General features: G+C 67.8%; 6 protein-coding genes. 4 read left to right on the forward strand and 2 right to left on the reverse strand.

The genetic code is table 11. From position 1 onward, the window contains the following. The first annotated feature begins 42 nt into the window (after nucleotides 1–42). Nucleotides 43–2,580, forward strand: a complete 2,538-nt coding sequence (locus tag BLW05_RS26585) for a mechanosensitive ion channel family protein (protein WP_093166581.1) — start codon at nucleotides 43–45, stop codon at nucleotides 2,578–2,580. Here the strand turns inward: BLW05_RS26585 and nhaC are convergent. Beyond that, entirely contained in the window at nucleotides 2,517–3,986 is a 1,470-nt protein-coding gene (gene nhaC / locus BLW05_RS26590) for a Na+/H+ antiporter NhaC (protein ID WP_093166582.1), read from the reverse strand. The genes BLW05_RS26585 and nhaC overlap by 64 nt on opposite strands. 252 nt (nucleotides 3,987–4,238) lie before the next feature. On the opposite strand from nhaC, the gene ligD reads away from it, so the two are divergent. Both ligD and BLW05_RS26600 read left to right on the forward strand, forming a co-directional pair. After that, entirely contained in the window at nucleotides 4,239–6,803 is a 2,565-nt protein-coding gene (gene ligD / locus BLW05_RS26595; protein WP_093166583.1) for a DNA ligase D, read from the forward strand. 206 nt (nucleotides 6,804–7,009) lie between these two features. Then, nucleotides 7,010–7,924: a patatin-like phospholipase family protein gene (locus BLW05_RS26600; protein ID WP_256330503.1), complete on the forward strand. Its 915-nt coding sequence runs from the start codon at nucleotides 7,010–7,012 to the stop codon at nucleotides 7,922–7,924. 10 nt (nucleotides 7,925–7,934) lie between these two features. On the opposite strand, the gene BLW05_RS26605 is transcribed toward BLW05_RS26600, so the two are convergent. Continuing rightward, on the reverse strand, nucleotides 7,935–8,783 hold the full coding sequence (locus tag BLW05_RS26605; protein WP_093166619.1) for a transglutaminase-like domain-containing protein: 849 nt from the start codon (nucleotides 8,781–8,783) through the stop codon (nucleotides 7,935–7,937). 278 nt (nucleotides 8,784–9,061) lie between these two features. Here BLW05_RS26605 and katE point away from each other — a divergent pair, with 278 nt between their 5' ends. Next, nucleotides 9,062–11,239 carry a catalase HPII gene (gene katE, locus BLW05_RS26610; protein ID WP_093166584.1) on the forward strand — a complete coding sequence of 726 codons (2,178 nt, stop codon included), beginning with the start codon at nucleotides 9,062–9,064 and terminating at the stop codon, nucleotides 11,237–11,239. Nucleotides 11,240–11,308: the final 69 nt, after the last annotated feature.

Here is an 11,308-nt window from a genome sequence, read left to right on the forward strand (position 1 = left end):
CCCGGCTTGCCAAGCGGGCGATCGTGAGCACAATTCCGCCGCATGGATGGACTTGTGCGCGCACGGAGTGGAATCCTGCCGATCCTCCTCGGCATCGCGGCCTGCGTAGCGTGCCTGTCGGGTCCGCGAGCATGGGCCGCGGCCGCTGACGAGCCGGTCGCAGCCGCTCCGGCCGCGCCCGCCGCCACGGCCGAACCCATCCCGGCTGCCGACATCACGGCGCGCGCCGATGCGGACGAGCAGCGCATCCAGCTCGCGGTGCAGCGCGCCAGGCAGGACGAGGAACTCCAGCGGGTCGATGCGAGCCTGGCCCGTCATTCGGCTTCGATCAGCCGGCTCGCGCAGCAATCCGCCGACCGCAAGCTTGCCGAGCTGCCGGTGCGCCGGCTCGAAAGCCTGCACCGCCACTGGCAGCTCTACACGCGCGAGATCGCCGACCTGCGCACCCGCGCCGCGCGCGTCGCGCGGGAGCTGTCCGAGGATGCGGCGGACCTGGCCCGGATGCGGCTCGAGTGGCGCGCGACTGCGAGCGAGGCGCAGTCGGCCGCGCCGGCATTGCGCGAACGCATCGACGAACTCATCGCGAAAGTCGAGGCCGCCGAGAAGATCGTCGCCGACCCGCTCGCCAAGGCGCTTCACCAGGGGCGCATGGCGGGCGAGCTTGGGCGGCAGGTGCGCGAGGAGGAGTCGACGGTCCTGGGCCTGATCGAAGAGAAGGACCGGCGTCTGCTCGCGATGGATTCGCCACCCCTGTGGCAGGCCGCGGGCAGCGCGCGCATCGAGCTCGAACCCTTTCGCATCGGGCTGCGCCAGAGCCTGGCGATCGAATCGGCGCTGGCACGCGACCATGATGCGGCGAACATCAACCTGCTGCGGGTGCTCGTCGCCGTGGCGGTGGCGCTGCTGCCGATCCTGCTGTGGCTGCGCCGAAGGGCGAACCACCTGATGGCCGACGGCCTGGTGTCGCCGGAGTCGGTCAAGCCGCTCGGTCGCCCATGGGCCGCGTGGCTGGTGCTGGTGGCCCTCTTCGCGGTGCTGTTCGACTTCAAGGGGCCGGCCGTGCGCCAGCAGATGTTCATGCTGCTGGCCTGGCCGCCGATGCTGCGGCTGCTTCCTTCGCGGCTGCTGGATGCGGTCGGACCCTGGGCCTACCTGGGCGCAGGGTTCTACCTGCTGAACATGCTGGCTTCGCTGCCGGTGAGCAACGAGTTCCTGTACCGGAGCTTCCTGCTGCTGCTGGACCTCGCGATGCTGGCGACGGTGGTGATGCTCTTCGTGCGCGCGCGCCGCAATGTCCCGATCGGGACGCCGGCGCACCGTCAGCCGGTGATGGTCATCCTGCTCGGCGCGGCCGCGGCGGCACTCGGCGTGGCGGCGGTGTCCAACTTGCTCGGCAATGTCTCGCTCGCCATCACGCTGGCCTCGGCAGTGCTCGACAGCAGCTATCTCGGCCTGGTGATGTACGCCGGCGTCACCATCGTGGTGGCGCTCGCGCAGGTGCTCTTCGTGCGCCATGACGCCTCGCAGGCCGCACACGGCGGCCGGTCGTGGTCGCAGACCGGCGCGCAACTCGGGCGCGCCTTGATGGCGTTGGCCTTCGTGGTGATCCTGTTGCAGTCGTTCCGCATCTACCGGCCGCTGTCGGACATGCTCACGCGCGCGCTCAACCATGTGTTCACGCTCGGCAGCATTTCGCTGAGCCTGGGCAACGTCGTGGCTTTCGTCGGCGCGGTGTTCGTGGCCTTCTGGGTCGCCCGCGTGATCCGGCTGGTCCTGCAGAAGGATGTGCTGCCCGCGATGTCGCTGCCGCGCGGCGTCGGCAACAGCATCTCGTCGCTGACCTATTACTTCGTCATCACCTTCGGCCTGCTGACCGCGCTGGGGGTGCTGGGCTTTCCGGTCGGGCAGCTGGCGATCGTGTTCGGCGCGCTCGGCGTCGGCATCGGCTTCGGCCTGCAGGACGTGGTCAAGAACTTCGTCGCCGGACTGATCCTGATGTTCGAGCGGCCGATCCGCCCGGGCGACGTGGTGGACATCGCGGGCCTGCTGGGCACGGTGAGCCACATCGGCATCCGCGCCACCATCGTCACCACCTTCGAAGGCGCGGACGTCGTGATCCCCAACGGCGTGCTGCTCGCCGACAAGCTGGTGAACTGGACGCTCAGCGGTACCCGCCGCCGCTTCGAACTCGAAGTGAACACGCGGCCGGAAGTGCCCGCGGAGCGGACGATGGCGCTGCTGGAGAGCGTTGCGCGCGAACTCGAGGGTGTGTCGGTGGCGCCCGCGCCGGAAGCCATCCTGATGGGCCTCAACGGCGGCCTGCTGCAGATCAGCCTTCGCGCGTGGACCGTGGAAGGCGCGAACTGGCTGGTGGTACGCAGCAACCTCGCGAAGAACATCCGCACCGCGCTGGCCGACGCCGGCATCGACCTGCCGCGGCCGCAGAGCGAAGTGCACCTGGGCGGCGCGGAGCTGCGGTCGGCAACGCCGGAGCCCTCCCGCGAGGGCGCGGCGCATCAGCCCGCGGATGACGCGCCGGCACCCGCGGCCGGCACGCGCGGCATGCGAATGCCGCAGTAGGCCATCACGATCGCCAAGAGGGGGCTCGCGATGCAGAAGACCGCGAACGGCGCGTAGCTGAACGTCGCCACGCCCAGCGTCGCGGCCATGTAGGCGCCGCAGCTGTTCCAAGGGATCAGCGCCGACGTCGGCGTCGCCACATCACCGATCGTGCGCGACAGCACCACGGGCGCGAGCCCGCGCTGTTCGAAGGCCGTCTTGAACGACCGGCCCGGCAGCATCACCGCCATGTACTGGTCGGCGGTCGCGATGGCGGTGCCGAAGATGGCGGCGGCGAGCGCGGCCACCAGCGCGCCCGCGCTCTTCGCCTTTGCGAGGATCGGCGCCATCAGCCGTTCCAGTACGCCGCAGCGCTCGACGACGCCGCCGAAGCCGAGGGCGGCGATGATGAGCCAGATGGTGTTCATCATGCTCTCCATGCCGCCTCGCGTGACAAGGAGGTCGACGGCGGGCACGCCGGTCGAGCCCCTGTAGCCGCTCGCCAGCGCCAGCCACATGCCCTTGAGCAGCGCGAGCGCCCTCGGAATGCCCTCGCGGGCCTGCGCGAAGGCCACGACGCGCTCCGGCGCCACGACGGCTGCGAGCCCCGCTGCGATGAGTGCGCCCAGAAAGATCGAGGTGAACGCCGGCACCCGGCACAGCGCGAGCACGATGACGCTGGCCAGCGGAAGGAAGAGCAGCAGCGAGATGTTGAAGGCGTTCTTCAGCAGCATCATCTTCTGGCTCGCATCGAATTCGCCGGGACGTCCGAACTGGAGGAAGACCAGGAGCGAGATCGCGAGCGCCACCATCGAGGTCAGCAGGGTCTCGCGGATGTGCTTGTAAAGGTCGACGCCGGCCGCGGCGGCGGCGAGGTTGGCCGAATCCGACAGCGGCGAGGACTTGTCGCCGAAATAGGCGCCCGAGATCACGGCGCCGGCCGTGATGGCCGGGTTCATGTCCATGTTGCTCGAGATGCCCATGAGCCCGATGCCGATGGTGCCCACGGTGGTCCACGAGCTGCCGATGCTGAAGGAAATGACGCCGCAGATCACCAGCGCGGTGGCATAGAAGTAGTGGGGGCTGAGCAGCTGCAGGCCGTAGTACACCATCGCCGCGATGGTGCCGCTCATCGCCCAGGTGCCGACCAGTGCGCCGACCGCCAGCAGGATGAAGATGGCACCGAGGCCGGTGCCGACGCTCGCGACCGCTGCGTCACGCATCTCGTCGAGCGTCAGACCATGCCGGATGCCGATGACGGCGGCGACCATCGTCGCCACCATGAGCGCCACCTGGTTTGGCCCGCCCGCGCCCGCATCGCCGAAGAGGTAGTACGACAGCGCGACCAGCACGATCAGGCTGGCGAGGGGGATGACGGCCTCGGTCATTGAAAGCGGCGGCTTCGTCGGATGCTCTTCGTGCTGCATGTGTCGGCCCTCCTCGCTCCGTCAGTGCGCGCTCGCGCGGCATGTCGGAACGGGAAAACTGTCCGGCAACTTCGGTTGTTTGGCAAGGTGATCGCAGATCGGCGCCGCGCAGGCCGCGTTTCTTCTCGGCGAGCGCGGCCCTGACATCCCGCGCCGCCGGGCTCCTGCAAGGGGGAAAACCACCGCATCGATTTCGACTGGCTCGACAGGCGAGCGCAGCCTGCGCAAGAATCGCGGCAAGTCCAAGGCGGCATGACTCCGGAAGGCACCACAGTGGGCAAGCAAGCGGAAACCGAAGCACTCGCACCCTATCGCCGCAAACGCGACTTCAGGAAGACGCCCGAGCCGCACTCCGGTGGAAGCATGCGCAACGGCGCGCTGTCGTTCGTGGTTCAGAAGCACCACGCGAGCCGCCTGCACTATGACTTCCGGCTCGAGCTCGACGGCACGCTCAAGAGCTGGGCGGTGCCGAAGGGCCCGTGCCTCGATCCCACCGTGAAGCGCATGGCGGTCCACGTCGAAGACCACCCGATCTCGTACGCCGACTTCGAAGGCACCATCCCGCCGAAGCAGTACGGTGCGGGCACGGTGATCGTCTGGGACCGTGGCGACTGGGTGCCGCTGGGCGATGCGCGCCAGCAGATGACCGAAGGCAAGCTCAAGTTCGAGCTGCGCGGCAAGAAACTGCGCGGCCACTGGACGCTGGTGCGCATGCACGGCAAGGCCGGCGAGAAGCAGGAACCCTGGCTGCTCATCAAGGAGCGCGATCCCGAGGCGCGGCCGATCGACGAATATGACGTCGTCGAGGCCGAGCCCGACAGCGTGCTGACCGGGCGCGATGTCGACAGCCCGCCGCCGGTGACCTATCAGCGCGAGGCCGACCCGGAAGTGGACAAGGCATCCGCGAAGCCCTCGAAGCCCGCGCAGCCGCCGGGGCGCGAGGCCAAGTCGTTGCCCGACCTGCTCCCGCCGCAACTCGCGACGTTGGCGACCGCCCCCCCGGCGCGCGCGGATGACTGGCTCTACGAACTGAAGTTCGACGGCTACCGCCTGCTCACGCGCATCGACGAGAAGGGCCGGGTCCAGTGCATCACCCGCAACGGCCACGACTGGACCTCGAAGCTGCCCGCGTTGGCAAAGGCGCTCGCGAAGCTGCCGGTGCGATCGACCTGGCTTGACGGCGAGATCGTGGTCGACGACGAGCACGGCGCACCTGACTTCCAGGCACTGCAGAACGCCTTCGATCGAGGATCGACCTCGTCGATCGTCTACTGGCTCTTCGATGCGCCCTTTCTCGACGGCCGCGATCTGCGCGATGTTCCGGTGGAGCAAAGACGCGACTTGCTCGCCGCCATGCTCGCCCGCGCGCCGGATCCGTCGCTGCGCTTCAGCGAAGCCTTCGAGGCCTCGCCGCGCGACCTGCTCGCGTCATCGGCGCGAATCGGCTTCGAGGGAATCATCGGCAAGCGCTGCGGGTCGGGCTATGTGTCGCGGCGTTCGCCGGACTGGATCAAGCTCAAGAACCAGCGGCGGCAGGAGTTCGTGATCGGAGGCTACACCGCGCCGAAGGGCTCGCGCGCCGGCTTCGGCTCGCTGCTGCTCGGCGTGTACGACGACGCGGGCGCACTGCGGTACTGCGGCAATGTCGGCACCGGATTCGACGCACGTCGGCTCACCGATATCAAGGACAGGCTCGACAAGGTGCAAAGCGACACATGCCCTTTTGCGAAGCAGCCCGTCGGCGTGAAGGCGCAGTGGGTCCTGCCGGTGCTGGTGTGCGAGGTCTCCTTCGGCGAGTGGACGGGCGACGACCGCATCCGCCATTCCGTCTTCCAGGGCCTGCGCGACGACAAGCCCGCCCGGCAGATCCGGCGGGAGGTGGCCTCCGCGCCGGAGGCCGAGCCGGCGAAGCCCACCGGGCAGGGCATCGCCGTGCCGAAGCAGCGTGTGACCCACGCCGACCGCGTGATCGACAAGGACAGTGGCACCACGAAGGGCGAACTGGTCGCCTACTACGAACAGGTGGCCGATCTCATGCTGCCGCACCTCAAGGGTCGCCCGGTCGCGCTGGTGCGGGCGCCTGAAGGCGTGGGCGGGGAACTCTTCTTCCAGAAGCACATGAAAAAGAACTCCGAACTGCCGGGTGTGACGCTCCTCGACCCCTCGCTCGACCCCGACCACGAGCCGCTGCTGCAGATCGACACCGCGCGCGGTCTGCTTTCCGCTGCGCAGATGAACGTGATCGAGCTGCACACCTGGAACGCCACCTCCAACGCCATCGACAAGCCCGACCGCATGACTTTCGACCTCGACCCCGGCGAAGGCGTGCAGTGGGCGCAGATGCAGGAAGCCGCACTGCTGGTGCGCACGATCGTGACCGAACTCGGCCTGGTGCCCTTCCTGAAGACCAGCGGCGGCAAAGGACTGCATGTGATGGTGCCGATCCGCCGGCAGTACGACTGGGACACCGTCAAGGGCTTTTCGCAGGCCGTGGTGCAGCACCTCGCGAGCGTCATTCCGGACCGTTTCGTCGCCAAGAGCGGGCCGCGCAATCGCGTGGGCAGGATCTTCGTGGACTACCTGCGCAACGGCTTCGGCGCGACGACGGTGGCGGCGTGGTCGGCGCGTTCGCGTCCCGGTTTGGGCGTGTCGGTGCCGGTAGCGTGGGACGAATTGCCCGGCCTCACCAGCGCATCGCAATGGACCGTGCGGACCATTGGTCGGCGCCTGCCGGCGGGCAATACGCCGTGGGATGGGATGGCGAAGAGCGCGAAGGCCCTCGGGCCGGCGATGAAGAAGCTGGGCTACGCGCCCTGAACTTCAGCGGGCACCGTTGCCACCTCGGGCACGCGCCCAGTCGCTCTCTGCGGTGCGCGTGACACGGGCGCGCGAATAGTCGAAACACGCCATTTTCGGAAAAGTCTCACGACCCCGAGTGTTCAGGGTGGCGAGAATTCGCCGCCCGGTGTGCCCACGGCGGGTTCTCGCAGCGAGACCGTGGAAAAAGGGCGCTCGGGAGACGAATGGACGGTGGTTGGTCGCAGCTGCGGCGCGGCATCGTCGTGAAAGAACACCCCGGCATGATCAAGGACTTTTCAGATATCGACGTTCTGGCGTTTGCCGGCGGAGGCAATCGCTGCTTCTGGCAAGCGGGGGTGGTGGCCTGCTTCCTCGACAAGGGCTTAAAGCTGCCCGCGACGCTAATCGGTACGAGCGCGGGTGCCGCCATGGCGGCATCGTGCATGACGATCGGGCCTGAAGCCGCGCTGGGCACTTGCGCCCGCCTGTTCGCGGAAAACGAGCGCATGTTCCACTGGCCTGCGATGACCCGCATGAAGCTGCACTTCGCCCACCAGCAGACATATCCGGACTGGATCGCATCGATCGTGAACACCGACACCTTCCCCAGCCTGAAGCAGGCGAAGCAGAAACTGCTGGTCGCTGTGTCGCGGCCGGCCACGCTGCTCGGCAAGCACGGCAGCATCGTCGCCGCCACGCTGGCCTACATCGTGGACAAGAAGATCGCCCACAGCATCCATCCGCGCCTGCCGCGATACCTGGGCCTGCGCCAGCAGCTCTACGACCTCCAGCACTGCGCGTCCGTGCAGGCGGCGCAAGAAGTGCTCAACGCTTCAGCCGCCGCCCCGCCGCTAACGCACCCAGTGCTGCTCGACGGCCAGTGGGCGTTCGATGGCGGCTACGTGGACAATGCGCCACTCCCCCGTCAGAGCGTCGAAGAGCAAGCGCGCACCCTGGTGCTGCTCACCCGCCACTACCTGGATCGTCCCGAATTCTTCCGCCATAGCGGCCGCACTTACTGGCAGCCGAGCCAGCGGATCCCCGTGTCCACCTGGGACTGCACGGGCAAGTCGACGGTGAAGGCCGCGTTCGACCTCGGCTATGCCGATGCGCGCCGGCGTCTCGGCGGCACTGCCTGAAGTGGCTCGATTACGCGCCCTGAACTTCAGCAGGCACCGCCACCACCTCCTCGGTCGTCACCTCGAAGCGCTCCAGCGTGTTCGCGCCGAACACCATCGTGATCGGCACGTCGGCCGCGTCGCGCCCGCGCGCGATCACCACGCGCCCGATACGCGGTACGTTGTGCCGCGCGTCGAAGGTGTACCAGCGGTCGCCGAGATACGCCTCGAACCACGCGCTGAAATCCATGGGGTATGGCGCGACCGGTACGCCGATGTCGCCGAGGTAGCCGGTCGCGTAGCGCGCCGGGATGTTCATGCAGCGGCACAGCGCGATCGCGAGATGCGTGAAGTCGCGGCACACGCCGACCCGCTCGCGGAAGACCTCGAGCGCGGTCCGGGTGGCCCGTGCGCATGCGTAGTCGAAGCGCACCCGCTGGTGCACGAAGTCGCAGATCGCCTGCACCCGCAGCCATCCGGGCGGGACGTTGCCGAACAGGTTCCAGGCCAGCGACAGCAGCTCGCTGTCGACCTCGCAATAGCGGCTCGGCAGCAGGAACTGGAGCGTGGCTGTCGGGAGCCGGGCCGGATCGTGGTTTTCCGCATGCGGGTTCACCGCATCCGGCCAGCCGGTGTCGAACACCACCGCCTCGTTGCGCAGGCGAATTCTTTCCACGCCCTGCGGCACGTCGACACGCGCGCAATGATTGCCGAACACGTCGGTGTAGTGGTCGGCGTGGAGCTGCGGACAGAGCGTGACGCGTTCACCGCCTTCGCCCTGGATGTCGGCGGCGCGCGAAGGGTGAACGTGCAGCATGTAGATGAGCGCGGTGGGCGAACTGACCGCCAGTTCGATGTCGAAGCCGATGTGGATGAGCATGATGCGATGGCCCGGTGGCAGGAGGAAGGGTGCGGCCATGCTAGGGACCGACGCGCGCCGCCATTGAGTGGACGAAGACGCCAAGCGGCGTAGTCCAAAACCAGCGCGTGTCTTCGTCGGCGGAGTCCTACCGGCGACGCCGCGAAGCTCCCACACATCGCGGTGCGCGGCCACTACGGTGGTTGCCGCCAGAGGTGCCTAAGCTGTGGAATCCCATCGCGCCGTCGCGGCCTGTCCCTGTCCGCACGCGATACCCATGTCCGACGAAGGAATCCCCGATGACGCAACAGAACAAGGCTGCGGGCCGCCGACAGAAGGCGACCAACGGCGGCAGCGCGAAACAGGAGCAGCTCGACACCTTCACCAACGAGCACGCGCCACTGATCACCACGAATCAGGGGGTGCAGATTCCCGACAACCACAATTCGTTGCGCGCCGGCGTTCGCGGCCCGACGCTGCTCGAAGACTTCATCCTGCGCGAGAAGATCACGCACTTCGACCACGAGCGCATTCCCGAACGCGTGGTGCATGCGCGCGGCGCGGCGGCGCATGGGTACTTCGAGGTCTACAAGTCGATGTCGCAATTCACCTGCGCCGACTTCCTGCAGGACCCGGCGGTGAAGACGCCGGTGTTCGTGCGCTTCTCGACCGTGGCGGGTTCGCGCGGCTCGGCCGACACGGTGCGCGACGTGCGTGGCTTCGCGGTCAAGTTCTACACCCAGCAGGGCAACTACGACCTCGTGGGCAACAACATTCCGGTGTTCTTCATCCAGGACGCGATGAAGTTCCCCGACCTCATCCATGCGGTCAAGGCCGAGCCGCACAACGAGATCCCGCAGGCCGCGAGCGCGCACGACACCTTCTGGGACTTCGCCTCGCTGATGCCCGAGAGCACGCACATGCTGATGTGGGCCATGTCGGACCGCGCGATCCCGCGCAGCTTACGGATGATGGAGGGCTTCGGCATCCACACCTTCCGCTTCGTCAACGCGCGCGGCGAGAGCCACTTCGTCAAGTTCCACTGGAAGCCCAAGCTCGGCATCCACGGGCTCGCATGGGACGAGGCGCAGAAGATCGCGGGCAAGGACGCCGACTTCCACCGCCGCGACCTGTGGGAAGCGATCGAGAGCGGCGACTTTCCGGAGTGGGAACTCGGCGTGCAGCTCATCCCCAACGACAAGGAACATGCCTTCGGCTTCGACCTGCTCGATCCGACCAAGATCATCCCGGAAGAGATGGTGCCGGTGCAGCGCATCGGCCGCATGGTGCTCAACCGCAACCCCGACAACTTCTTTGCCGAGACCGAGCAGGTGGCCTTCCACCCGGGCCATGTGGTGCCGGGCATCGACTTCACGAATGACCCGCTGCTGCAGGGGCGCCTCTTCTCCTACACCGACACGCAGATCTCGCGGCTCGGTGGCGCGAACTTCCACGAGATCCCGATCAACCGCGGCGTGTGCCCCTTCCACAACTTCCAGCGCGACGGCATGCACCGCATGACCATCGCGCGCGGGCAGGTCGCCTACGAACCGCACTCGCTGGTGGACGGCAAGGACTTCCGCGTCGACGGCGGCAGCGCCGGCTTCCAGTCATTTCCCGAGGACCTGGAGCCGCCGAAGGTGCGACGGCGCAGTCCGTCGTTCGACGACCACTTCACGCAGGCGCGGCTTTTCTTCAACAGCCAGAGCGCGCCCGAGAAGGAACACATCATCGCGGCCTTCCGCTTCGAGCTGTCGAAGTGCGAGGTGCCGGCGGTGCGCCAGCGCATGGTGGACAACCTCGCGCACGTCGACGAGAAGCTCGCGCGCCGCGTGGCCGAGCCGCTTGGCATCAATCCGCCCGACGCGAAGGCGGCGGCGGGGCGCGCCGGCTTCCGCGATCACCGCGTCGCGATGCCGATCGAGGAATCGCCGGCGCTCAGCATGGCGGGCACCGGCGACGGATCGATCAAGACGCGCAAGATCGCGATCCTCGTGGCCGACGGCGTCGATTCCGCATCGCTGCGCCCCATCCGCGAGGCCATCGAGAAGGCTGGCGCGCAATGCAAGGTGGTCGGTCCGCAGCTCGGCACCGTCGCGAGCGCCTCGAAGCGCCAGCTCGATGTGGATGCGACCTATGTGAACATGCCGTCGATCATGTTCGACGCGGTCCTCGTGCCCGCGGGCGCGCAGGGTGCCGAGGCGATGTCACGCAACGGCGACGCGGTGCATTTCGTGCTGGAGGCCTACAAGCACTGCAAGGCGATCTGCGCGGTGGGCGAAGGTATGCAATTGCTTTCCACGCTCGGCATCGATGCGGAGACGAAGCCGCTGCCCGCGGGTGTGATCGTGGCGCCGACACCGGTCACCAACCTCGGCGACATCAGCGCCGCGACGCAGATCGCCCAGGACTTCATTGCTGCGATCGCGAAGCATCGGCACTGGGACCGCGCGAACGTCGAATCGGTCCCGGCTTGAGCGGCCGGACGGGCGCTAGCGCCCGCCGTGCCGCACGGACCAGCGCGAGCGCGCCAGCGCGGCGAGTTC

Source organism: Variovorax sp. YR216, assembly GCF_900107745.1.
In the GTDB taxonomy this organism is placed as follows: domain Bacteria; phylum Pseudomonadota; class Gammaproteobacteria; order Burkholderiales; family Burkholderiaceae_C; genus Variovorax.